Source organism: Aeromonas sp. 600724 (assembly GCF_049175135.1).
GTDB classification, from domain to species: Bacteria; Pseudomonadota; Gammaproteobacteria; order Enterobacterales; family Aeromonadaceae; genus Aeromonas; species Aeromonas veronii_A.
Map to the genome: position 1 here is coordinate 12,798 of NZ_JAAKUM010000028.1, position 26,640 is coordinate 39,437.

At 50.8% G+C, this 26,640-nt stretch carries 17 protein-coding genes and 4 pseudogenes; 16 read left to right on the plus strand and 5 right to left on the minus strand.

Going from position 1 to position 26,640, the window contains the following annotated elements:
* Positions 1–178: 178 nt before the first annotated feature.
* The 12 genes and pseudogenes from gbpA to exeM all read left to right on the plus strand — a co-directional run bounded on the left by gbpA (position 179) and on the right by exeM (position 12,718).
* The gene (gbpA, locus tag G5168_RS20000) at positions 179–1,630 is read left to right on the plus strand and encodes an N-acetylglucosamine-binding protein GbpA (protein ID WP_421252622.1); all 1,452 of its coding nucleotides are present in this window, start codon (positions 179–181) and stop codon (positions 1,628–1,630) included.
* A gap of 360 nt (positions 1,631–1,990) precedes the next feature.
* Positions 1,991–2,842, plus strand: a complete 852-nt coding sequence (gene exeC / locus G5168_RS20005) for a GspC family type II secretion system variant ExeC (RefSeq protein WP_421252623.1) — start codon at positions 1,991–1,993, stop codon at positions 2,840–2,842.
* Positions 2,843–2,864: 22 nt separating this feature from the next.
* On the plus strand, positions 2,865–4,898 hold the full coding sequence (gene exeD / locus G5168_RS20010; protein WP_421252624.1) for a GspD family T2SS secretin variant ExeD: 2,034 nt from the start codon (positions 2,865–2,867) through the stop codon (positions 4,896–4,898).
* A complete protein-coding gene (gene gspE / locus G5168_RS20015; RefSeq protein WP_421252625.1) occupies positions 4,898–6,403 on the plus strand; it encodes a type II secretion system ATPase GspE in 1,506 nt (501 codons plus the stop codon). Before exeD ends, gspE begins: the two co-directional genes overlap by 1 nt.
* Position 6,404: 1 nt before the next feature.
* On the plus strand, positions 6,405–7,625 hold the full coding sequence (exeF, locus tag G5168_RS20020; protein ID WP_421252626.1) for a GspF family T2SS innner membrane protein variant ExeF: 1,221 nt from the start codon (positions 6,405–6,407) through the stop codon (positions 7,623–7,625).
* 152 nt (positions 7,626–7,777) lie between these two features.
* The gene (gene exeG, locus G5168_RS20025) at positions 7,778–8,209 is read left to right on the plus strand and encodes a GspG family T2SS major pseudopilin variant ExeG (RefSeq protein ID WP_421252627.1); all 432 of its coding nucleotides are present in this window, start codon (positions 7,778–7,780) and stop codon (positions 8,207–8,209) included.
* 47 nt (positions 8,210–8,256) lie between these two features.
* The gene (gene exeH, locus G5168_RS20030; RefSeq protein WP_421252628.1) at positions 8,257–8,829 is read left to right on the plus strand and encodes a GspH family T2SS minor pseudopilin variant ExeH; all 573 of its coding nucleotides are present in this window, start codon (positions 8,257–8,259) and stop codon (positions 8,827–8,829) included.
* Positions 8,826–9,185 carry a GspI family T2SS minor pseudopilin variant ExeI gene (exeI, locus tag G5168_RS20035; protein WP_421252629.1) on the plus strand — a complete coding sequence of 120 codons (360 nt, stop codon included), beginning with the start codon at positions 8,826–8,828 and terminating at the stop codon, positions 9,183–9,185. Before exeH ends, exeI begins: the two co-directional genes overlap by 4 nt.
* A pseudogene (gene gspJ / locus G5168_RS20040) lies at positions 9,182–9,820 on the plus strand (type II secretion system minor pseudopilin GspJ); the annotation flags it as partial. The gene exeI and the pseudogene gspJ, both read left to right, overlap by 4 nt.
* Before the next feature lie 103 nt (positions 9,821–9,923).
* Positions 9,924–10,931, plus strand: coding sequence for a GspK family T2SS minor pseudopilin variant ExeK (gene exeK / locus G5168_RS20045; RefSeq protein WP_421252630.1), 1,008 nt, complete (start codon positions 9,924–9,926; stop codon positions 10,929–10,931).
* A gap of 114 nt (positions 10,932–11,045) precedes the next feature.
* Positions 11,046–12,230 (plus strand): GspL family type II secretion system protein ExeL, encoded by a 1,185-nt coding sequence (gene exeL / locus G5168_RS20050; RefSeq protein WP_421252631.1) that lies wholly within the window; start codon positions 11,046–11,048, stop codon positions 12,228–12,230.
* A complete protein-coding gene (exeM, locus tag G5168_RS20055; RefSeq protein ID WP_041208225.1) occupies positions 12,227–12,718 on the plus strand; it encodes a GspM family type II secretion system protein ExeM in 492 nt (163 codons plus the stop codon). Before exeL ends, exeM begins: the two co-directional genes overlap by 4 nt.
* Before the next feature lie 292 nt (positions 12,719–13,010).
* Here the strand turns inward: exeM and G5168_RS20060 are convergent.
* Positions 13,011–13,294, minus strand: a pseudogene (locus tag G5168_RS20060) (IS5/IS1182 family transposase); the annotation flags it as partial.
* Positions 13,295–13,534: 240 nt separating this feature from the next.
* Here G5168_RS20060 and G5168_RS20065 point away from each other — a divergent pair.
* Together G5168_RS20065 and G5168_RS20070 are read left to right on the plus strand one after the other, a co-directional pair.
* On the plus strand, positions 13,535–14,173 hold the full coding sequence (locus tag G5168_RS20065) for a response regulator (protein WP_421252632.1): 639 nt from the start codon (positions 13,535–13,537) through the stop codon (positions 14,171–14,173).
* A gap of 149 nt (positions 14,174–14,322) precedes the next feature.
* On the plus strand, positions 14,323–14,724 hold the full coding sequence (locus G5168_RS20070) for an H-NS family nucleoid-associated regulatory protein (RefSeq protein ID WP_421252633.1): 402 nt from the start codon (positions 14,323–14,325) through the stop codon (positions 14,722–14,724).
* Positions 14,725–14,915: 191 nt separating this feature from the next.
* On the opposite strand, the pseudogene G5168_RS20075 reads toward G5168_RS20070, so the two are convergent.
* The 3 genes and pseudogenes from G5168_RS20075 to G5168_RS20085 all read right to left on the minus strand — a co-directional run.
* A pseudogene (locus tag G5168_RS20075) lies at positions 14,916–15,178 on the minus strand (IS3 family transposase); the annotation flags it as partial.
* A gap of 481 nt (positions 15,179–15,659) precedes the next feature.
* On the minus strand, positions 15,660–18,977 hold the full coding sequence (locus G5168_RS20080) for an ATP-binding protein (RefSeq protein ID WP_421252634.1): 3,318 nt from the start codon (positions 18,975–18,977) through the stop codon (positions 15,660–15,662).
* A gap of 316 nt (positions 18,978–19,293) precedes the next feature.
* Positions 19,294–20,272, minus strand: a pseudogene (locus tag G5168_RS20085) (IS5 family transposase).
* A 701-nt stretch (positions 20,273–20,973) separates the two neighbouring features.
* On the opposite strand from G5168_RS20085, the gene G5168_RS20090 reads away from it, so the two are divergent.
* On the plus strand, positions 20,974–21,582 hold the full coding sequence (locus tag G5168_RS20090) for a thiol:disulfide interchange protein DsbA/DsbL (protein ID WP_421252635.1): 609 nt from the start codon (positions 20,974–20,976) through the stop codon (positions 21,580–21,582).
* A 214-nt stretch (positions 21,583–21,796) separates the two neighbouring features.
* On the opposite strand, the gene G5168_RS20095 is transcribed toward G5168_RS20090, so the two are convergent.
* Positions 21,797–24,892, minus strand: coding sequence for a M60 family metallopeptidase (locus tag G5168_RS20095; RefSeq protein WP_421252636.1), 3,096 nt, complete (start codon positions 24,890–24,892; stop codon positions 21,797–21,799).
* A gap of 354 nt (positions 24,893–25,246) precedes the next feature.
* Here G5168_RS20095 and G5168_RS20100 point away from each other — a divergent pair, with 354 nt between their 5' ends.
* Entirely contained in the window at positions 25,247–25,978 is a 732-nt protein-coding gene (locus tag G5168_RS20100) for a hypothetical protein (RefSeq protein ID WP_421252637.1), read from the plus strand.
* The last annotated feature ends 662 nt before the right edge of the window (positions 25,979–26,640 follow it).

Consider the following 26,640-nt stretch of genomic DNA (forward strand, 5'->3'; position numbering starts at 1 on the left):
GTGAATGATTGCCCAACAAGAGAGTTTTAACCAAAAACGAACTAACACTTATCATTCAAGGAGGGGTTGTCGCAGCAAAAAAACATAGCATTAAAAGCCGGTACTTATCGGCAAAATTAAAATATGAAGATTTTATTATCACCAAGAAATTCTAATTTATGTCTATCATGAGGTATATATGAAGGTGCATTTTCAATTGACACACGTAGCTGCTGCACTCGCACTGCTGGCTAGCGGGAGTGTATTAGCTCACGGTTATATTAGTCAGCCTGAGTCACGACCTTTCCTGTGTAAGCAGGGAGAGAATACCGAATGTGGTCAAGTGACGTGGGAACCCCAAAGTGTGGAAGGGGCTGATGGATTCCCCGCTTCCGGTCCAGCAGATGGTACCATTGCTGGCGCGGGAAAACCAAACTGGAGTCAGCTGAATGCTCAAACGAGCAATCGTTGGGCTAAACGGGAAGTTTCATCTGGCCCATTTCAGATCAAGTGGACCTTTACCGCACCACATAAAACTAAAGACTGGCGCTATTACATCACAAAACAAGATTGGAACCAGAATCAACCTTTGAGTCGAGAGGCATTTGAGCTTACGCCCTTTTGTGTAGTTGATGGTAACATGCAAGCTGCTTCTGAAAAACCAACTCATGACTGTGTTCTGCCGGAACGTAGTGGATACCAGGTTATTCTGGGGGTATGGGACGTTGGTGATACAGGTGCATCCTTCTATAATGTGATTGATGCTCAGTTCAAAGATGGTGCTCAGCCGCCTTCACCGTGGAGCCAGAATGGCAGCATTGTACCCTCAATCGATCTTGCTGAGGGTGATAAAGTAAAAACTCGTGTCTTTGATGCCAATGGTGAACGTCCGGATCTTCAAACAACGTTGACTATTTCTAATAGTTCACAAGGTCAGAAGAACCAATGGGCATACGAACTTGCTAGCAAAATCAATAAAGAGCAAACTCAAATTCGAGCAGGTCAGAAGCAAGCTGATGGCCAATTTGTTCCCGTTTATGGTAACAACCCTGTTTACCTGAAAAATGGTAGTGGCTTGAATCGAGTTGAAATTGATTATGATCTGCAACAGCCACCGGTTGACGACGGTATCGACGTCAGTGGTCTGGCTAGCAATTATGAAATCAAGGATGGTAAAGTTCGGATCGATTTTACTGTTTCTGCACAAGGTAAATATTCTGTCAACGCAATGCTGTATAACCATGATGGCAGACCACAGGCAAATGGTATGGCTGTAGCCAACCTGGATGACAATAGTCAGACCCTTAGTATGGAGCCACGCAATCTGAAGGAAGGCCACCATCGACTTGTAGTCATTGCCACTCCGCAAGATGGTGGTGAAGTGATCCAGCAAACTTTTGATATGATGCTGCATGAATCAACAGACCCTGTTGACCCTGTAGAACCGGATGGTGAGTATCAATTTGTTTTCCCTGCAGGCTTGAGTTCTTATACTGCCGGCACCAAAGTGCTGCAACCTAAAACAGGTAAAGTATATGAGTGTCAATCTTTTCCAAACAGCGGCTACTGCAAGCAGTGGACCACTGGTGCAACTCAATTTGAGCCGGGGGTTGGTTCACACTGGAAGATGGCTTGGAATGAAGTAAAGTAATATAGGATGTAGATGGAAGAAAAGGGGGTGACGCTCCTTTTCTTTCATCATTTACACTGCAGAAAACATTTTTCATAAATAGCCACGCCAAAATAAAATTTAGAATATGGGCTGAGGAGACACAAAACTTATCCTCGCTCGAGAGCTATTGCTCTGTGGTTATTTCATCATGCATACAATAAGTTAGTCTAATCATCCATATTAACGACATGAGTCTAATGATTTATTCATACAATAAAACATTAAAGTCATTTCAAGAATTGTCATAATTAGTTTAACTTTATAGTGCTTACTAATCTGTAGCATCAAAATAATCAGCCGAACCAAAACCATCAGAACCAGTAACACATGTTGATTTATATGAACCGATTAACCAAGCTACTGGTCCAGTACCAGCAACTGCCCGTTACCCGTGTCACCCAGGCGCTGTTTCTGGTGCTGCTGATCTTGTTGGCCTTGCAGTGTGCCAACCTCACTTGGCATCTGCTCGCCCAGGCGACGCCTCTGAGCAGCCAGCCGTGGCAGCCTTCCGTCATTGCAACTGCAGGCCAAAGCCCCCCCCGCCTTGAACTGGGCGAGGTAAGCCGACTGGCGCTGTTTGGCAAGGCGATCCCCAAGGTGCAAGCCAAAGCCGCCGTGGCCGCCCATACCCCGCGCACCCAGCTCAATGCCCAACTCAACGGCGTGCTGGCCAGCTCCGATCCGGCCAAATCGATCGCTATCATCGCCATGTCGGGGATCCAGAACTCCTACAGCGCGGGGGAGCTCATCGACGGCACCCAGGCACGGATCCGTCAGGTCTACCCCGACCGGGTCATCATAGAGCGCGATGGCCGCGACGAAACCCTGATGCTCGAGGGCGAAGAGTACGGCAAGCCCCTGCCCCAACAAGGCGGTAACGCGCAGCTCTCTTCCGTGCGCAACGAGCTGATGAGCGATCCCGGCAAGATCACCGATTACCTCAATATTTCACCGGTTCAGGTGGATGGCCGCCTGGCGGGCTATCGCCTCAATCCGGGCAACAATCCGGAACTCTTCAACCAGAGCGGGCTGCAGGCCAATGATCTGGCCATCAGTATCAACGGACTGGATCTGCGTGACAACATGCAGGCCATGCAGGCAATGCAGCTGCTGGCTGGCGCTACCGAATTGACAGTAACCGTCGAGCGGCAAGGTGAACAGTTTGATGTCTATGTTCGCTTGTCAGAATAATGATTTTGGAGTCGTACCAAGAATGACCAATAAAGGGAAAGGCTGGCGTCTGGCCACCATAGCGGCGGCACTGATGATGGCAGGTTCAGCCTGGGCCACCGAGTATTCGGCCAGCTTCAAGAACGCCGATATCGAAGAGTTCATCAACACGGTGGGCAAGAACCTCAACAAGACCATCATCATCGAGCCCTCGGTGCGCGGCAAGATCAACGTCCGCAGCTACGACCTGCTCAACGAGGAGCAGTACTACCAGTTCTTCCTGAGCGTGCTCGACGTCTACGGTTTTGCCGTGGTGCCGATGGATAACGGCGTGCTCAAGGTGTTGCGCTCGCGCGATGCCAAGACCTCCGCCATTCCGGTGGTGGATGGCAGCAATCCGGGCATGGGCGACGAGATGGTGACCCGGGTAGTACCGGTGCGCAACGTCTCGGTGCGCGAACTGGCCCCCCTGCTGCGCCAGCTCAACGATAACGCCGGTGGCGGCAACGTAGTGCACTACGAGCCCTCCAACGTGCTGCTCATCACCGGCCGCGCCGCCGTGGTAAACCGGCTGGTGGAGGTGGTCAACCGGGTCGACCGTGCTGGCGATCAGGATGTGGACATCATCAAGCTCAAGTTCGCTTCAGCGGGCGAAATGGTTCGCTTGGTGACCAACCTCAACAAGGGTGGCAATCCGCAAGGGGCCACCTCCCTGTTGCTGTCACCCAAGGTGGTCGCCGACGAGCGCACCAACTCGGTGGTGGTGAGTGGTGAACCGAAAGCACGCGCCCGCATCATCCAGATGGTACGCCAGCTCGACCGCGACCTGCAGAGCCAGGGCAACACCCGGGTCTTCTACCTCAAATATGGCAAGGCCAAGGATCTGGTGGATGTCCTCAAAGGGGTCAGCTCCAGCATCGAAGCGGACAAGAAGGGGGGCGGCAACGCGGCCTCCATGGGCGGTGGCGGCAGTATCGGCGGTGGCAAGCTGGCCATCTCTGCCGATGAAACCACCAACGCCCTGGTCATCACCGCCCAGCCCGATGTGATGTCAGAACTGGAGCAGGTGATCGCCAAGCTCGATATTCGCCGCGCCCAGGTGCTGGTGGAGGCGATCATCGTCGAAATGCAGGATGGCGATGGCCTCAACCTCGGCGTCCAGTGGGGCAATGCCAATGGCGGTGGCACCCAGTTTACCAACACCGGCCTGCCGATCGGTGGCGCCATCGCGGCAGGCAAGGATTACCAGAACGGCAATACTGCCGCCGCCAGTAAACTTCTGGAAAACTTTAACGGTATGGCTGCCGGCTTCTATCACGGCGACTGGGCCATGCTGGCCACGGCGCTCGCCTCCAATACCAAGAACGATATTCTCTCCACGCCGAGCATTGTCACCATGGACAACAAGGAGGCATCGTTCAACGTGGGCCAGGAGGTACCAGTCCAGAGCGGTTCACAGAGTTCCACTTCCGGCGACAACATCTTCAACACCATCGAGCGCAAGACGGTCGGCACCAAGCTGGTGGTCACCCCCCAGATTAACGAAGGGGATTCGGTGTTGCTCAATATCGAGCAGGAGGTCTCCAGCGTCGCCCATACCCAAGCAACTGGTACTGCCAACCTTGGCCCCACCTTCGACACCCGCACGGTGAAAAACGCCGTGCTGGTCAAAAGTGGCGAGACTGTCGTTCTGGGTGGCCTGATGGATGAGCAGACCAAAGAGCAGGTATCCAAGGTGCCGCTGCTCGGTGATATTCCGGTGCTGGGTTACCTGTTCCGCTCCACCTCCAACAGCACCTCGAAACGCAACCTGATGATCTTTATCCGGCCCACCATCTTGCGCGATGCCAACGTCTACTCCGGCATCTCCAGCAACAAGTACTCCCTGTTCCGGGCAGAGCAAATCAATGCCGCTGCGCAGGAGGGGTATGCCACTTCGCCCGCCCGTCAGGTACTACCCGCCTATGGCCAGGATGTGATGGTGTCGCCTGAGCTGCAAAAACAGCTGGAGCAGGTGAAGGTTCGCCAGCAGAGCGCGGTGGAAAGCACCACTCCCTTTGTGCAGAGCCGCCCCTGATGAGTGCCTATCATCTCGACGGGAGCAACCTGCCTCCCCCGCTGCCCGAGCTCCCCTTTGCGTTTGCCCGTAACTTCGGGGTGATCCTCAGCGAGCGTGACGGCGCACCTGTGCTGCAGTGTCGTACCGGCGTCACCCCGCAGACCCTGCTGGAAGTTCGCCGGGTGGCGGGCTGTGCCTTTGCGGTGGAGCAACTCGACAACGACGCCTTTGAAGAGCTGCTGATGGCGCACTATCAGCGCGACTCCTCCGAGGCGCGCCAGCTGATGGAAGATCTCGGCAACGAGATGGACTTCTTCGCCCTGGCCGAAGAGCTGCCCCAGAGCGAAGATCTGCTGGACGCCGATGACGATGCCCCCATCATTCGCCTCATCAACGCCATGTTGAGCGAGGCGATAAAAGAAGAGGCCTCCGATATCCATATCGAGACTTTCGAGCGGGCGCTGGTGATCCGGTTTCGCATCGATGGGGTGCTGCGGGAGATCCTGCGCCCCCATCGCAAGCTGGCCTCGCTCCTGGTCTCGCGGATCAAGGTGATGTCACGGATGGATATCGCCGAGAAGCGGGTGCCGCAGGATGGCCGCATCTCATTGCGCATCGGCGGCCGCGCCGTCGACGTGCGTGTCTCCACCATGCCGTCCAGCTACGGCGAGCGGGTGGTATTGCGTCTGCTCGACAAGAATACCATTCGCCTCGAGCTCAAGCAGCTCGGCATGACGGCGCGCAACCGCAGCATCATCAGCGAGCTTATCCGCAAGCCCCACGGCATCATTCTGGTCACCGGCCCGACCGGTTCCGGTAAATCCACCACCCTCTATGCGGCGCTCTCCGAGATCAACTCGCGGGATCGCAACATTTTGACGGTGGAAGATCCCATCGAATATGACCTCGAAGGGGTGGGCCAGACCCAGGTCAACAGCAAGGTGGACATGACCTTCGCCCGCGGCCTGCGCGCCATCCTGCGCCAAGACCCCGACGTGGTGATGGTGGGGGAAATCCGAGATCTGGAGACCGCCCAGATCGCGGTGCAGGCATCGCTCACCGGTCACCTGGTGATGTCGACCCTGCACACCAACACCGCCATCGGCGCCATCACCCGGATGCGGGACATGGGGATCGAGCCCTTCCTGCTCTCCTCCTCCCTGCTGGCGGTACTGGCCCAGCGGCTGGTGCGCACCCTCTGCCCCGATTGCCGCGCCTCGCGTCCGGCCACCGAGCAGGAGCGCCTCTCCATGGGGATCAATCTGGAGCCGGATCAGCATATCTGGCATGCGGTGGGCTGCGAACAGTGCAACCACACCGGCTATCGTGGCCGGACCGGCATCCACGAACTGGTGGTGGTGGACGAGGCGGTGCGTGAAGCCATTCACGGCGCCAGCGGCGAGATGGCCATTGAACGGCTGATCCGCGGCCACACCCCCAGCATCCGCCGCGACGGTATCGACAAGGTGCTCAAGGGGCAAACCAGCCTCGAAGAGGTGCTGCGCGTGACCCGGGAAGATTGAGATGGCGGCATTCGAATACAAGGCCCTCGATAACAAGGGACACAGCAAGAGCGGCGTGATGGAGGGTGACTCGGCCCGTCAGGTACGCCAGCTGCTGCGCGAACAGGGGCTCACCCCCCTCGAGGTGAACGAGACCACCGAGAAGGCGAAACGGGAGGCGACCCGCTTCGCCCTGTTTCGTCGTGGTGCCAGCACTGCCGAGCTGGCCCTGATCACTCGCCAGCTGGCGACCCTGGTCGGCGCCGGTCTCACCATCGAAGAGGCGCTCAAAGCGGTGGCCGAGCAGTGCGAAAAAGCCCACTTGCGCTCTCTGGTGGCGACCGTGCGCAGCAAGGTGGTGGAAGGCTATTCGCTGGCCGACTCGCTGGGGGCCTTTCCCCATGTATTCGACCAGCTGTTTCGCTCCATGGTGGCGGCCGGTGAAAAATCGGGCCATCTGGAGAAGGTGCTCAACCGCCTCGCCGACTACACCGAGCAGCGCCAGCATATGCGAACCAAGCTGCTGCAGGCGATGATCTACCCCATCGTGCTCACCTGCGTCGCCATTGGGGTTATCTCGATCCTGCTTACCGCCGTGGTGCCCAAGGTGGTGGCCCAGTTTGAACACATGGGCCAGCAGCTGCCGGGCACCACCCGTTTTCTCATCGGTACCAGCGAGCTGATGCAGGCCTATGGCCTCTGGTTCCTGCTGCTGCTCTTTATCGCCAGCTTTGTCTGGCGCTGGTGGCTCACCGACGAGAAGCGCCGTCGGCGCTGGCATCAGGTGCTGCTCGGCCTGCCGGTGATTGGCCGAGTCAGCCGCGGTCTTAACACCGCCCGCTTCGCCCGTACTTTAAGCATCCTCAACGCCAGTGCGGTGCCGCTGCTGGAGGGGATGAAGATCTCCGGCGAAGTGCTCTCCAACGACTTTGCCAGAATGCGCATTCTCGAGGCCGCCGAACGGGTGCGCGAGGGGACCAGTCTGCGCAAGTCGCTGACCGAGACCAAGATTTTCCCGCCCATGATGCTGCACATGATCGCCTCCGGCGAACAGAGCGGCGAGCTCGACAGCATGCTGGAGCGGGCGGCAGACAACCAGGATCGGGAGTTTGAATCCCAGGTCAATATCGCCCTCGGGGTGTTCGAACCCATGCTGGTGGTCTCCATGGCCGGGGTGGTGCTGTTTATCGTGATGTCGATCCTGCAGCCGATCCTCGAGCTCAACAATATGGTGAATATGTAAGGTTCGGATGTCCGAATACGCTTCGCTATTCGAACCTACCAATCCAATCGACCTCGTAGGTTCGATTAGCCGACAGGCGTAATCGAACGATCGCGGTTTAACAATCAATCGTCGATGGTTCATGCCATCTCATCTGTGAGGGAGTCAAAGTAATGCAAAAGCGTCGTCAATCCGGTTTTACCCTGCTGGAAGTTATGGTGGTCATCGTGATCCTCGGCATTCTGGCCAGTCTGGTGGTGCCCAACCTGATGGGCAACAAGGAGAAAGCTGACCAGCAGAAAGCGGTCTCCGATATCGTGGCGCTGGAAAACGCCCTCGACATGTACAAGCTGGACAACAACCGCTACCCGACCACCGAGCAGGGTCTGGACGCGCTGGTGACCAAGCCCTCCATCGATCCGGCGCCACGCAGCTACCGCGATGGCGGCTACATCAAGCGCCTGCCGCAAGATCCCAGGGGCAACCAGTATCAGCTGCTGAGCCCGGGCCAGTACGGCAAGATCGACATCTTCTCCATGGGTCAGGATGGTGAAGCGGGTACCGATGACGACATCGGCAACTGGAACCTGAAGGATTTTCAATAAGTGATGTGCCATCAGAGCCTTCACTCCGTCCTGCTGGAGCAGCCTGAATGAAGGCTGCGCCATCTGCACGTCGTCAATCCGGCTTTACCCTGCTGGAAGTGTTGCTGGTCGCCATGCTGATGGGGCTGGTGGCCACCGCCGTCACCCTCAGCATGGGTGGCGCAAAAGGTGACAGAGAGATCGACAAGCAGGCGCGCCGCCTGATGGCAACCCTGCAGCTGGCGCAGGAGTACGCGGTGATGGATGGCCGGCTGGTGGGCATTCGCGTCGAGGAGAATGGCTGGCAATTCATGCAGCGTCAGGCTAAGGATCGCAAGTGGCTGGCCCTGACCGGTGACAAGCAGCTGGGTCAGGTGCAACTGCCGGAGAACATGGTGCGGACCCTCGAGCTGGAGGGATTTGGCTGGCAGCCCGATCCCGATGAAGAGCGCGAGAATAAGCGGGATGACAAGGAGCGCCCCCCCCAGCTGCTTATCTTCCCCGGTGGCGAGCTGACTCCCTTTACCCTCACCTTTAGCCAGCAGGATGACGAGGTGCGCTACACCCGCATCGTCAAGGGGGACGAGTTCGGCCGCCTCACCCTGCTCACCGGCGATGAGGATGAAGAGGTGACAGAGTGAACGCCCGTGGCATGACACTACTCGAAGTCATGGTGGCGCTGGCGGTCTTTGCCATTGCGGGTCTCGCGGTGATGAAGACCGCCAGCGAGCACCTCTTTGCCCTCAACTATCTGGAAGAGAAGACCCTCGCTACCTGGGTGGTGGAGAACCAGCTGGTGCAGCAGAAGCTCGAAAACAAGTGGCCCGGCGACAGCTGGGTAGAAGGGGATGAGCAGATGGCCGGGCAGACCTGGTACTGGCGCTATCGCGGGGTCGCGACCAGCGACAGCAACTTCAAAGCGCTTGAGATGGAAGTGCGCACCGAAGCCAAGGCCGAGAACCCGATCGCCATGATGCGGACCTATATCAACCGATGATCCCGAGCAACACCCGCCCTTCCCGTCACCGTGGTTTTACCCTGCTGGAGATGCTGGTGGCCATCGCCATCTTCGCCACTCTCAGCATGGGCGCCTATCAGGTGCTGCAAGGGGTACTCACCAGCGACGAGGTGGCCAAACGCAAGGAGGCCCGCCTCTCCGAGTTGCAGCTCGCCTTCACCCTGCTGGAGCGGGATGTCACCCAGATGGTGCCGCGCAGCGGCCGCATCGAGGGAGAGAACAACATGGTGCTGCTGGCCGCCTCCCGTTTTGGCCAGCAGAGCGACGACTGGGGTATGGCCTTTATGCGCAGCGGCTGGCTCAACCCGGACGGCATGCTGCCCCGCTCCCATCTGCAGCGGGTCGGCTGGCGACTCAAGGCTCAGAAGCTGGAGCGCCTCAGCTACCTCTATCCGGATCCGGTGATCGGCACCGAGCCTCGCACCCAGCCGCTTCTGACCGGCGTCACCGCGTTTCGCCTCTACTTCTACGACAAGGGGAGCTGGAAGGAGGAGTGGACCCAGCGCAGCGTGCTTCCCTACGGGCTCGCGGTCGAGCTGGATCTGGAAGATTACGGCACCATTCGCCGGCAATTTCTGATTGGCGCCGGCGGCCAGCGCGCCGAAGAGAACAACCAGAGCAATAATCCCGATTCGGGCAGCGGCAGCAATAACGGTAACAACAGCAATAACAGCGGTGGTAACAGCAATGGCGACAACCAGAACGGGAGAAGTTCCAATGCGAACTAACCCTGTACGCCCCGGCCGCCAGAGTGGCATGGCCCTGCTGGTGGTGCTGCTGATCATCTCGGTGATGGTGATCATCGCCAGCAATATGAGCGGCCGCCTGCAGCTGGAACTGCGCCGCACCAGCAATGTCACCGCCGGCAAGCAAGCCTGGTGGTATGCCCTCTCGGCGGAGGCGCTGGTAAGCAAGGTGCTGGCGCAGGATTTCAAGGATGATCCCGAGGTGGTAAACCTCGGCCAGAAGTGGGCCAGCAAGAACAATGTGTTTCCGGTCGATGATGGCCAGCTCAAGGGTGAGGTGACCGACCTGCAATCCTGCTTCAACCTCAACAGCCTGAGCGTACCCAATCAGGCGGGCAACAACGGGGAAGAACTGGAGCAGCAACCCTATCCGGTGCAGGTGTTTCGCGCCCTGCTCAAGCAGCTGGCGATGGATGATTACGAGGCGGCCCAGCTCACCGATGCCATCCGCGACTGGACGGACAAGGATACGGTGCTGGTCTCCAGCCTCGGCGCCGAGGATGCCTACTACGAGGGGCTCAAGCCTCCCTACCTCCCCGCCAACCTGTGGATGCAGGGCAAGGATGAGCTGCGGGCGGTGCGCGGCGTAACGGCCAGGGTCTATGCCAAACTGGCCCCCTATGTCTGCACGCTGCCAAGCGACAAGCTGAAGACCAATATCAACACCCTGCGGCCTGAACGCCCCGAGCTGCTGGCGGCCCTCTATCTGGGCAAGATTGGTAGCGATGACGCCAAGCGGGTACTGACCGAGCGGCCAAAAAAGGGGTGGAAAGAGACCAAGCTGATGACAGATCAGCTGCCCGTACCTCTTGAAACCGTCAAGGGACTCAAGGAGGCGCTGGTGGTCAAGAGCGACTTTTTCGAGGCCCGCGTGGTCGCCGAAATCGGCGACAGTCGTGCCTGGCTGGAGAGCATCTTCCAACGGGACAAGGACAACAAGCTGGTCATGCTGCGCCGCCTCAACAGTGGCGCCGAATAAACAAGTGCTGACGGGAGCGACTCCCGACAGGGCAAACATTGGATGCAGCCTGCGGGCTGCACACCGGTTGCGTCGGCCTGGCCCGCGCGAACCGTTATCGCAGGAGAAAAAAACGTGATTGAGAGTCTGGTCATCCGTCTGGGGACCACCAAACAACAACCGGTCGCCTGGCTGGTCTGGTCGAGTCAGGAGCAGGAGATCATCGACTCCGGCGAGCTCCCTTCAGCTGACGCGTTGGGCGAACTGCAAGAGCGCGCTGGCGGCCGCCCCGTGGTCACCCTGGTGCCGGGCAGCGATCTGCTCTTCCGCCGCGTTACCCTGCCGGGGCGCTACAACCGCCAGTCGGCGGCGGCCCTGCCCTATCTGCTGGAGGAGCAGATCGCCTCCGACGTGGATGAGCTGCATCTGGTGGTGCTGGCCCACGACGGCCCGCAGGTCGACCTGATGGCGGTGGATCGCCAGAAGATGGCCGAGTGGCTCGGCTGGCTCGAGGCTGCCGGCCTTAGAAGTCAGCAACTGCTGCCCGATGTGCTGGCACTGCCGCAGGCGGCTGATAGCTGGTCTGCCCTGCAGCTCGGCAGCGAGTGGCTGATCCGCCAGAACGCCTGTCAGGGGATCGTGACAGACGAGTCGCTGCTGGCCATCTTGCTCGCCGCCGAAGCCGAACCCGTCACCATTCACAGCCATACCCCGGCGCCCGCCATTGCGGCGGCCAACTGGCTGCCGGCCGAGCCCGAGCTCCCCATGCTGCTGCTGGCCAAGGGTGCCCTCACCTGCCGCGCCAACTTGCTGACCGGCCCTTACCGGCCACAGACAGAATATGCCCGCTATTGGTTGCAGTGGCGCAAGGTGGTGATTACCGCCGCCCTCTTGCTGCTGCTGGCGCTCGTCCAGCGCGGTGTCCAGCTGCATCAACTGGCGGAGCAGGACAAGGCGCTCAAGGCGGAGATCCGTCAGGTCTACAGCCGCATCTTTCCTAACGAAAGCCGCATCGTGAACGTGCGCAGCCAGATGACCCAGCACCTGCGGCTGATGGGTCAGGCACCGCAAAACGGCATGCTGCTGATGCTCACCGAGCTGGCCCCGACCTTTGCCGAAGTACCCGGTCTCAAGCCGCAGGTAATGCGCTTTGATGCCAGCCGCCGCGAGCTGCGGCTGCAGGTGACCGCCCCCGGCTTTGCCGAGATAGAGCGGTTCCGCGAACTGGCGGGCAAGGGCTTCGAGGTGCAGCAAGGCGAGGTGCGCAGCACCGAGGGCAAGGTTGAAGGGGCGCTGGTGCTCAAGGGGAAATCATCATGATGGAAAAATTGCAGAGCTGGTGGCAAGGCATCACCGCACGGGAACAACGACTGGTGGTGGCAGGCAGCATACTGCTGCTGGTCGGCCTCTTCTACTGGAGCGTCTGGCATCCTCTCGACAACCGCATCGCCGAGCGCGAACGTCAGGTGCAAAACCAGCAACAGACCCTCGCCTGGCTCAAGGAGAAGGGGGAAGAGGTGCTGGCCATGCAGGGCGGTCAGGGTCGCCAGATAGACACCAGCGGCACCCTGGAGGGGGTCGTCAACCGTACCGCCTTCAACCACAAGATCAAGATTGCCCGCCTGCAACCACAGGGGCAGGAGCTGCAGGTGTGGATCGATACGGTTCCGTTCGATGATCTACTGCTCTGGCTCGCCACTCTGGTGGAACAGCACGGCATTCAGGTTCAAATCATCGAGCTGGCCCGCGAGGAGCTGGCCCCGGGTCTGGTCAAGGTCAGACGTTTGCAGTTGAGTCGTCCCCAATGAAAAAACGCATCCTGATTGTCAGCTACTTTCTTCGTGTATACTTCTTCAATAAGAAATAATGCACAACATTGAAGATGTATAATACACATGCAAATGAAGTTCGATGTCTTAGTGATGCCTCCTATCAGATAAAGTGGTAGCTTTCGTTACAGGTGGCGATAACTTTCGAGTGGAGTCCAAGCGGAGTGAGAAAAGCAGATAGTTTAGTATGATGCTAATCGGAGTTGTTGCCCAAGTCACCATCACGGGCGACAGGCTGGGGAAGATACGCTCTTACAGCTCATTTGGGCAACAACGCTGCGGCCAGAGATGGCTTGGCAGGCAGACACATCGAAGTAATCTCATAGTGCATCTTCGTTGGCTCTATCGCTGAGGTTATACCACTGTTGCATGCAGTGAATGTGGGGCAGGCGCTCAAGTCGCCCGCTACAAACCTTGGGATAGACGGGTTTGATGACCGCCAGCATCTGACCATGAGAGCACAGCTTCCATACGAGCCAAGAATATCTCTTTGATAGTTTTGCTGCGGCATTTGCCATTGAACTCGCAGACCGAGAAGGTGAACGTGTAACTCATGCTAAACCTCATCCATGAGGCCAAGTGGAGCTTATTATCTAACATCAGGGACGTGTTCGCACCTTCCCTAGTTAGTTCCATTCAAGTTGCATTGATTTGGGCCCCAAAAAATCAGTAAACTCTTGACTGACTGCCCAACCAAATCTAGCCTTGGTCTATGATTGGTTTGACCATAAGGAAAAACAGGTGATTTCAATTTTATAAATATAGAATCCCTGAAGAGAAATATGAGCGAGATATATGTCTACTATCATGATAGTTGATGACCATTCTGTTATAAGAGTCGCAGTTCGTTGTATGTTGGAGGAAGAGGGTTACAGTGTTGTAGCAGATGTTGATAATGGTGCTGATGCGATAAGACTTGCTCGAACGCTTCTGCCTGAATTGGTCATTGTCGATATATGCCTTCCAAACATGGATGGAGTGGAATTACTGAAAAGGTTACATTTGGCATGCCCAGAAATAAAATCCATTGTTTTCAGCGCAATACAAGCTGAACATCATATAACTTATTGTATGAGAGCAGGTGCATTAGCATTTGTGTCTAAAAGTGCAGATTTTATAGAATTGAAAAGTGCAGTTAAAGCCGTATTAGCTGGATATAGCTTTATCCCATTCGGATACAACAATGAAACACCAAACTTATTAGAGGGGAGTGGTGTAACAACCATAGACTCATTGTCAGCCAAAGAATTAGTCGTTTTTAATCTCCTCGTTCAAGGTTACAGAAATAAAGATATTGCCGAGCGCTTATTTTTGAGTGAAAAAACAATTGGCACATATAAGTCTAGAATTTTTAAAAAAATGAATATTAAAAGCATTGTTGAACTCTTGGATATTGCAAAGCAAATTGATGTAAACACGTCGTTCTTTAAGTAGTAGTATAACTGTGTGATTCATAGAGATCGTTTCACTGTAATAGTATTTTATACCTCCCACTTTAGCCTGATGTTGCAGTACAATGTTCCATGTTTTGAATGATTGATATGACTTCCGCATGATTATTTATGTTCAATAAAAGGATATTTATGAGTGAATTTTTGAAAGTGTTGCTGAACGTCCGTAGCCTACGGGCAGCAATGCGCGAGTTATCACTGGAGCAAGTCAAAGAGGCCCAAGAGAAGATTGAAACGATTTATCTGGAACGTTTGGAGCAGTTAGAGAAAGAACAAGCTGCCAATGCTGAACGTCAGCAGAAGCTGGCCGAGTTCCAGGTCATGTTGGCAGACGCAGGTATTGACCCGATCGAACTGGTAGGGGGTACTCCGGCAGCAGCAGCTTCTGCCAAAGCTAAACGGGCGCCTCATCCACCGAGATACCGTTACGTTGAGAATTGCGTAGAAAAAACCTGGACCGGTCAGGGCCGTACGCCAAAGTTTCTTACTCAGCAACTCGAGCAAGGTCGTCAACTGGATGATTTCCTCATCTAAATTGACAAGGCCACGTGTTAGTGCTCAACTAAATCCGGACACATTGTCAGGCCGATCTTCGACTCTTGCTGGCGGTATTCAGGTATTATGTTGATGTGGACGCCGCCAGCTGTATTAACCCATCAGATAATAATAACTGAAGTGTCCTGACAAGATCCGACAGTCCCGGACCAAGCAACCTGAGCAGTTCGTCAATACCTCTTGTTAAACTCAGCCGGGCAGACATTGCCAATGCATGAATGCCGACGTGGCGGTTGTAAAAAATCTCTATATATTCCTGAATCGCTGCTATGGCCTCCGCTCTAGTCTTGAATCGATGGTGGTGAAGCAGTTTATCTTTTTAAGAGCCCCCCAAAGCTTTCTGTACGGTGACGTATGGTGGTCAGCATGCCAATTGAACTAGGAGAACCAGGTAAGCCTTGACACAGTACTGGCTGCCGCGGTCTGTGTGATGGTGGCGATCAGATCACCAAGCCCTTAGTTAGTTCTATGCAAGTCGCATTGATTTAGCAAATAGCGCCCAATACCAGTCGAACCACCTCTACCTAAAACTCTGGTGAATAATGTTCGCTCGATTTCATTCAATACCCCCGATAGTCTCATCGTAGCCATCGGGACTGCCGATGAAAATCAGGATAACTCATTGGTTGTTATTTCATATTCATGAAAAAGTTCACGTTGAAATATATCAAGTAATGAAATTACATCTTGAGCTACGCTTCATCCCCAATGAAAATATCTCTCACAAAGGATGATTAACTGAGGTTCCTGTAGCATTCTTTGCCATCCTCATTATCCTATGGATTGATTTCCCCTCTAATTCTATGGAAGTTTCATGAGTCAATGCGTTAATATCCATTTCATTATTTTTAATAACTCAAAAGAAAAACCATTTTGTTTTCTGGTTTCCCTCCAGCCAAGTAATCAAGTTGTTTTCAATCGACCACATGATTATCTAAGCTGTCATCAGCACAATACAACGTTGCCAAACATTTCGATAACTCTTTAATATCAATTGGTTTGAAGATGCATGCTGTCATCCCCAATGCTAAGCAAGCTTGACGCTCTTCAATCTGTGCATTTGCAGTAAAACCAATTATTGGTATTGGTGCTATATTATTTTCCTGTTCCAAGTTTCGAATCTTTTTGGTTAGTTCATAACCATTCATAATTGGCATATTGCAATCCGTAATAATTACATCAACTTTTGATTCATTATAAATTGAATATGCCTCTTCACCTTGCGTTGCAATAATGGCTTTATGTCCTAAAAATTGTAGTTGCTGATTTAAAATCCATAGGTTAGCGGAGTGATCATCAACAATCAATATATTCAGGCTGCGGTGTTGATAAGGCTGCGGGTCGGTTCCAAGTGAGGTGAGTGCATCATCGTAATCATCGCCTATACATTCTGGCATTGGTATCTTTACACTAACTAGTGTCCCTTTCCCTAAAGCACTATTGACTACAATATCTCCTCCCATGTAATCACATAGCTGCTTACATATGGCGAGGCCCAAACCAGTTCCTGTTTTGTCATTGTTATAATGGATATCTGCTTGGAAAAATGGAGAAAAGAGAGATGATTGCTGCTCTAATGAAATGCCACACCCGGTATCTCTTATTTCAAATCTAATAAATTGTTTTTCTGTAGCATATACAGATATTGTTACCTCTCCCTCCTGTGTAAATTTTATGGCATTTCCTAACAAATTATAAATGATCTGCTTTAATGAATTTTCATCTACCAAAAAGTAGGAATGAGGTGAAAGTAATGGATATAAGGTGAGACCTATTTTTTTTTGCTTTGCGAGGCTGTCAAAAACTTTCAACTGTGTAATTAAAAAGTTATTTATATGTATTGGCCGAGGCGTTAAAATGAGTTTCCCCGCCTCAATTTTTGCTATATCAAGAATGTTACCAATGAGTGATGATAGATGTTGTGAGGAAGAGTATGCCGCGTTTATTGCCTCATGGCTCCAAACTCCATGATGGGAAAATTTATTTAAAGTAAGCTCTAAACCTCCAATAATTGCATTAAGAGGTGTACGAATTTCATGGCTCATAACAGCTAGAAAATGGCTCTTTATTTTGCTTTCTTGGAGCGCCTTATCATGGGCAACACTTAACTCATGCGCCATCCGCTTTATGTCCGTCATATCAATCCAGCCGGTAATAAATCCAGCAATTTTTTTATCTCTCGTAAAAGGAACAGACCATTCTCTAAAATAAAATCTTTCACCATGTATTTTAATTTTAATATCGCGAACTTCACCATTTCCTGATTGAAGCAATGCCAGAAAGTGTTTTTCATTTTGTAGTGCCAATCGATAACTAACCCCTGTAAAATCTCTAGTAGATACACCTATTACTTGTTCGGAGGTAGTATTAAATAGCGATAAAAAACTATTATTACATTGTATGAATTCGGCGTTGTTATTTCTAACTACTATAGGTTGCGGGATACCGTCGAACAAATCGCCTCTTGACCTCCAGTATTCTAGCTCCGCACCTCTGCGAATCCGCTGCCTATATAAATGAATAATTAAAAACAACAGAGGAAATAACATGCTTGCGGATAATACAACAATGTATTTACTACGCGTTATATGTTCACTCCAAACACTTTTCTCATCAGCATCAAGCTCTCTCCACTGTAGGCTTAATTCAGCTCCATACCCGACACCAAGATCAATAATTCCTTTGTTTAATACACTTTGTAATATTTTTGCATTAGGGTATTTCTTATTAATCGCGAATGATATGCTTCCTATAAAGTTTGGAAGGATATCAAGATGTTCAAGATCACCTAAAAAATAATGCGATATTAAATAGTTAGCAGTCAATAGATAGGTGACTGCTGCATCAGACTCTCCCTCCATGACCATCGTTAATGCCTGTAAACTATTTTTCGCTTGAATTAAATGTGCGGAAGGAAATTTTTTTTCTAAAATTTTTCGTAACGCAGGAGAGGCCACTGAAAGTTTAGTACTTTGTAAGTTGTCAAAATGTAAAACATTTCCTTTTTTACCGACAAGCGCAATTAAACCAGTGACATATGGGCGTGTATATAGAGCATCATCTTTATACAAATTGGTTAGCGTGGCGGTTGTCACCATGTGAAAATCTTCAGTGCTAAAGGTTTTATTTAAATCTGACAAATTACTGCTTGGGGTTATTTTAAACCTGAGTCCGGTACGATTACCTATTTCATAAAGGACATCAGCAGAAATACCTTGATAAGTGCCTTGTTGATCTATATATGAATATGGAGGGAAGGTTTCATTAATTAAAACGTTAATTATCGGGTGTTGTAATTTGATCCAAGCATTCTCTTGATTGGTTAATTGTGGTTTTGATGGTTGCTCGATTTCAGACCAACCCCAGAATCTAAGCAACCCTAATTTCTGATTAGTAGTAATATTACTAAGCACATTATCGAAAGACTTTTTCAAGTCTGACATATTTGGTGAAAATACAAATCGATATGATATTGTTGGTAATGAAGATGGCAACCGCGGTGAATATTCAGCATAGTCTGCTAATTTCAAATGGTACATTACTGTTACCATATCTCCAACTATCCATTCGACCTCATTATTCAGAAGAGCTCTAAACATCGTCTCCACTGATTCATATTCAGTAATTTTAACCTGAGGGTTGTTTAAAATAATAGCTTCAGGATCGATCGTATGTCGTACAACTCCGACTTGTCCGGATATTGGTACTGTATATGGATGAAAATTATTTCGTTTACCAACTAGAAGTGGTGTGCAACTTACGTATGGATAGCTAGTTTCCAAGGGGGACATTAGGGGAATGTTGTGGTTTTCACCACCTAAAAGATCAATCTCCCCTTTGGATAAGGCAAGGATGGCTGATTGGCGAGACTTAAACTTAATAACATCTGTTTTCAGTGACAGTGCATGAGTGATGATTGACAGTGTATCAGGTGTAATTCCCTCCCAGTATTTCCCTTCACTAATTTTAATGCTGAAAGGTTGTGGGGCGTCCTCGATCATCCCTATGCGTAGAGGACGTTTTAAAATAAATGGAGACGCATGTAAATTAATACTTTTTGCATAACTACTTGGTGACAGTTGCCATTTACTAGTTGTCGCGAAAACGGTAAATGTTGACATTAAAGTTAAAAAAATTATTATCTGCACCTTAATAAGGCATATGAAAAAAAATCGCACTCCATCCATTTTTAAAAAAAACTTGAGTTCATTTTTATTGATATGTATCTGCATGTTTTTTCCTATTTCAAAAACAAGCTATTAGCACCAAAACTCAACTTACTAACTAATCATGAACTGAAAAACTCGTTGCTTTACTTATCAGTACCGCTTGAAAAAAGTAGTGACTTTACTTTGTGGCTGCTACCTTCTTCTAATCACCTCTATTTCCATACCAATACAGGAGTATTAATTTTAGTACACATATTAAGACATTGCTTAGAATACTTATACATAACAAGGTAATACAGGTTAGATCATATATCTAGTAGTTTTACTGATCTAAATAGTGCCGTTGTTGCCAACAATCTGCCAGCAAGTCATGACTTCCCTAGCCCCAGGTGACCACTATACTCGGGACTTTCTGACAAGGTAGACCAAGGGTATTCCGGTTGTTTATGGCGCTAACATACGCCATGACTTCTCCCACTTGGCCGTTGTAGTTACGCAGACTGATTTTCCCCGCCTGCAACTGCTTTAACCGATACATCGCTGTCTCAGCCAGTGTGCGACAGTGATACTCCGATATCTTCTTCCAGTGCGCCAGTCCTTCCTTGCGCATCACCAGCACCGCGTCATTTCTTGCGTGTCCTTTTTCCATAACCCCGCGCTTTTGCGAGGCGGGATACAGGCTGTTGCCCCTTTGCGCGAGATAAGCTGATGGCTGGCTTTGCTGTCATAAGCTCCATCCGCATAAACATGTCCCAGCTTACGCCGCAGAGGGTTGAGCAAGGTGGGCAACTCCTCGGCATCATGGACATTTTCCAATGACACTTCTGCTGCCACGATATCGTGGGTCACCGGGTCTACCGCCAGATGCGACTTGCGCCACACTCGCCGCTTCTCGGCGCCGTGTTTTCTGACCTTCCACTCGCCTTCGCCAAACACCTTCAGCCCGGTTGAATCGATAACCAGGTCGGTAATGCCTCCCTTTGGCGGCTGTCGATAAGCCACCGTCACCGTGCGAGCCCGCTTGCTGACACAGCTATAGTCCGGTGCGCACAACGGCACATTCATCAACTCGAACAGGGAGTCGAGTAGCCCCTGAGTGAGGTTGAAAATTCCCTTGAACATCAGGAAGGTACAGATGGTCTGGTCGGTGTAGAGCTGACTGCGGCCCCGGCGCCCATGATGGTCGTGGTGGAACCAGTTATCCATGGCGCCTGCATCAACCCAGAAGGTGAGGGAACCACGGTTAATCAAAGACTTGTGTATTGAAGACCGTTGGTGATGGGTGAGGCGACGAGCCCATGATGCAGATTTGAAGAGGATGGTGGTGATCCGATCACCAAGTCCTCAGTTAGTTCCATTCAAGCTGCATCGATTTGGGCAACAACGCCGTTGAGATTGCAGCCATAGATCCGGACGGTGATCGAGGCTACAGTCTCTGTTCCTGATGGAATTCGCTGACTAGTTTGTCGCTCTCGAAAGTGCTTTGAATACCTCGGGTTTTGCCAGTCACAGTCTGACCTGTCTCGCCATCACATCATGATTGCCTGTAAAATCGGTGGTTCTTTTTCTGCCTTTGCTATTGTCTTGTCATTACGCCGCTAGGATTGTGCCTGTGCCGTATTGCGCATCAAATTCTCGATCATTAGCTAGTAGTGAACGCCCCTGGTTTTCTAGGCACTCTGTTGCTGACAAGTAAACAGCCTTTCAAACTCTACCGGCGACAGCCCATAATTGGAACCATGACGCCTGAGCCGCTGCGGGCGATGCGTATCGTTCATTAATGGCCGGGCTGGCACGGCGCTGGTAAGATCCCGCTTTCCCCCGTCATTTCCCCTGATTCAATACCGAACTACTGGCGCCAGCAAATTGCGCCCCTGCGGAACTGAAGACGCCGCCGCTGAACATGATGCTAAACTGGTGAGATGGCAGGGTTCTTGCGCGGCAAGCGGGACTCGATCACCAGCCCTGACCATTGACGTCAGTATGGCCACACAATAGGCGAGGCACTTGCTTCGGCTCGCAGGGCGTGCCTCACAATTACCCCTTAACAGGAGACATCATGAAAAAAGTTCTATTTTTCCTTGCTGCCATGCTGATGATCCCCATGGTTCACGCCACCCCCGAGTTCAAGGAAGGCGTCAACTACGATGTGGTCAAACAGACTGGCACTGCCCAGCCGGAAGTGATGGAGTTCTTCTCCTACTACTGCCCGCACTGCGCCACCTTTGAACCGATTTTTGAGCAATTGCAAGCTGGTCTGCCAAAAGAGGTTATCTTGAAAAAAAACCCGGTTGCCTTCCTCGGCCGCGAGATGGGCCCCGAGATGCAGCGTGCCTATGCCGTTGCCAGCCTGCTCAACGCCGAAGCCAAGCTGACCCCGGCCATCTTCAACAAGATCCACACCCAGCGTCAGCCGCCGATGAGCCGTGACGACGTGAAGAAGATCTTCGTGGATAACGGCGTACCGGCTGAAGACTTCGACGGTGCCGTCGGCAGCTTCGCCGTCTCCGGCATGGTCTCCCAGTTCGATCGCAACACCGAGAGCTACAACATTCGCGGTGTACCGGCCTTCCTGGTGAACGGCAAGTACATGGTGAAGAGTGAATCCATCACCTCTCAAGAGCAATTCAACCAGCTAGTGCAGTTCCTGCTGACCAAGAAAGACTGATACCCTTGATAAAAAAGCCCGCAGGTGCAAACCGGCGGGCTTTTTGTTTTCTGGCGCTGCTAGATAACACGGTAGGGGGACCATTTCGTTATCCTACCTAAATCCGTATGACTCCCCATTTTGTGGGCAACTGTTAGGTGATTAGCATCGCCATACCGTTGACAACGACACTCCTCTCAGCTTGTTGAACCCGAATCTAAACTGGCTCAGTCAACTAACAGTCTGACGGGCCAACCTCAAGCCACAGCGAACTCTTACCAGGCTCTGAGCCCTGAAGCCACTGCTTTGCTTGCCACAACCGACCAGCATGACGAACTAGATTACCACTTGTGTACACCTTGGCTGGTTGCCATGTCAGCGTGACCCCCTCGCTGACCAACTCCCATAATCCAGAGATATCCGGGGCGTTACCTTTCGTCCACTGTTTCGCTTTCCAGACCAGTTGACCATAGCTCACCATATCCCCCCCCCAATAGGTCTTGCTTTGTTCCCATGCAGGATATACAGCCGCATTGGCATCAACCAGCTGACACACTTCGTGGGTGATAGGTTGCTGCTTCACCTCGACACTCCCCTGATGCTGTTCACCATGCTCATCTTGCACCAGCAGTTGAAAACGATACTGTTGTGAAATGGCAGTCGCAGGCAAGCTAACTTGGGTAACCATACTGGTCGGATGGCTAAAGTTCACTGTAGGCCCCGCCAATTGTTGCCACCTGTAAGATACGGTATCGCCATCTGGATCATAGGAACCAGCACCTGATAACTGGATCGTTGCCTCCCCTTCTACCAGGCTCTGTGACACACTCACCTGAGCTACTGGCGGTCGATTATCAGGTTCGGATTGCTGGGCAACTACGAGTTCAAACTGATCAAGATGAGCATCGACAATTTCGCTTGTGCCCTCACGCCCCCTCTGGATTTTGACTCGAACCTCAAGTGCCTGCGCATTTATCGGCACCGGCAACGAGACCTGGTAATCCAGCCATTGTGGAGACGTCACTTGAGTTTGTTGCAATACTGGCTGGCCTATGACCTTGCCCTGTTCATCCAGCGCGGCCAGGGACACCAAGCTGAAGTCCCCCTTACCATTGCTGTTACCCTTGAAAGTTAATTGAGCCACGACCCGCTCTTGCCCCAGCAAATTGGGAGAAATCGCCATACGCTGACTCATCTGGTCGACGAGGGCATTGTGGGCACCTTCATTACTGCCACGTCCGGTGAAAAAGTAGCTGCCTTCTGCCGGATCAATATTGTCATAATTCTTGCGTTTAAGGGAACGGATCTCTCCTTGCTCCAGCAGCCATCCTTGCAGCTTTGGCTCTTCAGCCCCGCCATTACGAAGGTTTTCCGCAAGCTGCGATACGTCATCAGTAAAACCAATCAAGCCAGACCACTGCTGATTATCATAACCATGCAATTCATACAATTTCACAATGCCATTTCCGTGACTATCAATCGCATAGTTTTCGCCTTTGAGCTGGATCAGCTTATCATCGCGGTAGTGCCACTGGCTTGCCCCTTCGCAAGCACCGAGCGTAATGGGGGCCGAGTTATACCGTCCCGCAGCGGTGAGGCACTGGCCATACATATTTTGCACATGGCCCTCTCCATCGATCATCCAACCCTGTGCCGGATGTTGCATGATACAGGCTTCTCCCTTGACCTCCCCTCCTTGGCTGCTCAGACAAAGACCATCACGCATATTGCGAACATTGCCAAATTGTCCCAGCTCATCTACAAGGTCATCATAGATATATTGAATATTGGAGTCTCGGTTAAGCCATATCGGCTTATCCAGTGCCTTCAAATCCAATGCATCAATTTCCGCTTGCGTTTTGGCATTGACCTTAATTCCCCATTGGCTGAAGAAAGGTGTCAAGTCATAACCACTATTAAAACTGGCAGCGAATACAAATTTTTGTTTTTTCTGTTCTGAACTCAACACCTCGCCAGGCTGGTGAGTATCCCGGTACCAGCTACCCAGAGCCTTATAAAAATTGGTACCAAATGCCAGGTCCAGTTGCCAAAACATTGCCACTTTGACAAACACATCTTGCTCAGTATCAAAGTCCTTGCTTTTAGCATTTAGATAATTAAATACGTTTTCCCATCTCCCTTCAGATTCCAATCGAGAGAGCAGCCCAAAACTCCGTTGAATATACAGCGAAGTCAAATTAACCGTCACCTCTGTCAATTCATTCCAAGTCATGGGCTTTAATTGCAATAAGTGACCATATTCATGCCAAGCTCCCCAACCATTGGTCTGTAACTGTTGGCTGTTTACGATACCTTTAATTGCAGTATCTCCACCGGTACCCAGACGATAATTCCAGGCCCACATCCATCCAGTACCATCACTCTCATCAATAAAATGGACCCGATGACGATCTTTTGTTTTTTCTGTGAGACCATATTGTTCGCGACCCAACTCCAATATTTTATCCCATGTTTGTAATACGGCTACAGGGTCATCGATATATCGTTTGGCTTTTTCCGTTGGAAGCGTAATTTGCATCTTATCGCTCATCAAGATGGTGTTAGCCGAAGCAGGATAGCGACGATACATCTCGATAAGATCTGCTTGACTATTTTTCCCCAGAACAAACATCGGCATAGGATGTCCCCCTGATTGGAGCTTGATCCTGATATCACCGTTAGTTTTTTCATTGAAGGAAGCAATATAAATATCCCCTCCTTTATTTACCGAAATGCGATTTAAGCCCGGGGAAAGGGTCACTTTTTGAGCTTCATTAAATGCCCAAGTAAAATCCCTAATACTGTGAATCCATATTTCTGGCGCGACAGCGGGCTTATCTTTGGTATACTCATATAAAACTTCTAGAGTCTCACCCATATTAGTATGGAACCCCGTTGCTTGCATGGGGCTTAATGAAAAGCTCCGCAACATTTTATCTCTAGCCGTAAGAGGATTACCGAACTGGTTCAATACAATATCACGACTAGGTTCAATAGATACCAAGTGATCTGCAGCCCCCGATACAGTTGCATTGTCTATCTGGCGTAGTAAAACAGGAACCATTGTCGCTAAACAATCGGATGATTGTGCTTCCAGTAAACGCCAGGGTGTTTTCTCCTCAGCCATAGCTGAAACATCAACTGGCGACTGACTCTTATTAGCAAATCTTTTATTTTCAAAAAGATCACCTTGATGGCAAACCCGAGTTCCAGAATCGGGGTATGCTATAGGGTACCATGGTTCTGTGGCTCTAGTTTCGGTGGATAAAAGAAGGCTAGATATAATTCCAGCAACAACACTCAATGGCATTTTCGGTAAAGTTATTTCCATATAAAGATCCTTTCTTAATAGTTTAAAGTTAAAGGCCAACCAAGAAAGAGATGAATAAAAACGCGTATGTGCATGGCTTACATTAAATACATATCGCAGGCATTCATCAAATACCCCATTCAAAATGGGCTTCAAAAGTCTATCTCAAAAGAAAATAAAGAAGCCAACAAATAAAAGGTAAAAATCAAAAGGTATTTCAAAAAAAATACAAAAACACATTAATTATAATATTTCATAAAAATTTACTACACCATCAGATATTGAGTTTAATAATATTGCCCACATGGTAGACACATAAGCAGGTCGGCGTCAGCACTCATACTTCACACCACTAATGGAAGATGTAACACACTCATGAATCAGTTTAAAAAAACCATATTAAAACTTCATAAATATTTAGCCTATATTATTTTGCTACAATTTTTATTATGGGTGTTAGGTGGCGTTGTCTTTGCCACCATACCTTTCAATGAAATTATTAAAAGCGAAGGCGTCGTAACTAAACCAGTGGTCAATCTCCCTTCTGGATGGCAAGCTAACTTGTCACTTTTGAAAGATGAAGGAATCATAAATATAAGCACATTTGTAAGTGCAACCGGCCCAGCCTATCGACTCCATCTTTCATCAGGTGCGGAAATAACAACATCTATTGATGGGAAACTGCTGCCACCAGTGTTAGACAAGCAAGTATTAAACTTTGCTAAAAATATCTACAAGGGCAAGGGCGAAGCTATATATGTAAAATACTTGACCAGCTCTCAATATCGTTTAGGTATTGTTGATGAGATGTATGGAAAAAAAGGGGTTTGGCAAGTTGGATTTGCTGATGACTATGACTCCAGACTATATTTTGATGGGGAAAGTGGCGAGTATTTAAAGGCCAGAAACAAATACTGGGTGATTTACGATTTCTTTTGGCGCCTACATACAATGGACTATAGTAATGGTGAAGACATTAACAATTTAATGTTAAGGTTAAGCTCCATCGCAGCATTTATTTTTGTATTATCAGGGGTTTTATTAAGCGCATACTCACTGAGAAATAAAGCATCCAGAATTATTCGGCGATATAAATACAACCGGTAATACCTACCGTTAGTTTAAATATCATTGCAAAATAGAGGTATTGATAGTTTTTATAATGAGTGCGCATATACACGACCTTAATGTGCCATAAGGTTGGCACTTTTCTATCAACCCCTTTTTTTAAAGATTTTGTAAGCACACACAATGTTAACTGACTCGGATTAATTATTACGACTAAAGGTCATATTCCTATGCCAGCAATCAAAGACACTGAACAGGCTCGATTCGAGAGCAACCAAAAACTACATGAAGCTATCAAGAAGTGGCGCCCAGACCGTCCTCGGCGCTGGTTAGTAAAATATGGTAGTTGGCCTGCTGAGGGGCGTGGTCCACTGGCGGAGCGGTATCGGGGGCTAAGGCGTGAGGCAGAACGTCTATTGGTTCGCCCTCGAGTTGAAAGTGCAAACGGTCTGCCCTCGCATGCCTTTAACCTCGAGTTGTAGTGGTCAACTAAGCGTTGTTTCCCAAATCAACCATCAAGCAGCAACTGCCCCTGATGATACTACACTCGGGGCTTTCTGACAGGCATGCCCAGAGTATTCAGCTTGTTTATGGCGCTTACATACGCAATGACTTATCCCACTTTGTAGTGGTCTAATCATCCCGGACACCATTTTAGGTGGTACAGTCGCCACCATGACCTGAGGTGTTCAATGACAAGA